At 31.1% G+C, this 1,104-nt stretch carries 1 protein-coding gene; it reads left to right on the top strand.

The window, feature by feature from the left end; genetic code table 11:
• The first annotated feature begins 195 nt into the window (after positions 1–195).
• A complete protein-coding gene (locus BSO02S_RS25945) occupies positions 196–567 on the top strand; it encodes a hypothetical protein (RefSeq protein WP_066074919.1) in 372 nt (123 codons plus the stop codon).
• Positions 568–1,104: the final 537 nt, after the last annotated feature.

The raw sequence follows: 1,104 nt of genomic DNA on the forward strand, positions 1-1,104 counted from the left end.
TGAAGATTGGATTTTTATATTTTGCAGAATATTATTCACTTTTATAAACATCCTTCTTAAACAAACGGGTGCAATAGTTATAAATGATGATCGCTGCGGCGGTCATTTTTTCTTGTTGAACTAAAGTGCAGATTAGTTTAATAAGGAAATTCGCTAAAATAGACTTAAAAATGGTAACCGTTAGGAGGACACTAAGTGGATAGTGAATATTTTATAGAAGCCATTGTATCGTGTGTAAGAGATACTGCCGTTGATGATACATTAAGTGAAATGGAAGAACCATCAGGAAGAAAACCAAGGAAAAAGGATTTAGAACTTTCGGAATGGTATAACAAGCAGTCCGTAAGCGATAAAGAAATGATAAAAAAGGCACTTTATGAAGCAGTAGATGCAAGTTTATTTGGGATATTTGCTGTTATTGATGGTGTTAGACCAATTGAAGGTGCAGGGAATAAGGGTGTTTTTAAATTATATTTTGACAAAGACGGAGAAAAAAAGTTATTAAATGAAGATAGTAAACAGTACCTTCACGACATATACAATTCAATCACAAATTCGATTGATTAACACATATACTCTTCAAGTAACAGGTGCATTACTGGAACAACGGTAATGCTTTTTCTATTGAAGTAACTGGCAGTTTAGTTTAATAAGCAGAAATGGACTTTTGTTAATTTCAAATGGATAATTTACTTAATATTGGAACTTCTATTCATGTCAAACGTATTAAAGTAAAGGGACTATGTCAGGCAATGTGAGATACATATAAAAACGTAATTATTAAAGGGAGAAATGAAATGGAGATTTATATGGTAATATTACCAATGATTAGTATGCTGTTAGGTTTGTATTTAGTATGTCTGGGACTCTGGGAATTAAGAGTTGGTTTAGATAGAAAAAGATTTATAACCTTCTCGTTTACAGGGCTATTTTTGATCTTTATATTACCCGATATTTTTGGGTTTCAATTGATTATTAATAACTTTCAATAAATATTTTTCCGCTTATTGAACTACCATGAAAATTTGTTTCTTCAAAATTAGAAAATGACAATACTTAAGAAGACCCTGCTCAAACGTTAAAAAAAAAGAGGAGAGCGATAAT

This window comes from Neobacillus soli NBRC 102451, assembly GCF_001591665.1.
Lineage (GTDB): Bacteria > Bacillota > Bacilli > Bacillales > Cytobacillaceae > Neobacillus > Neobacillus soli.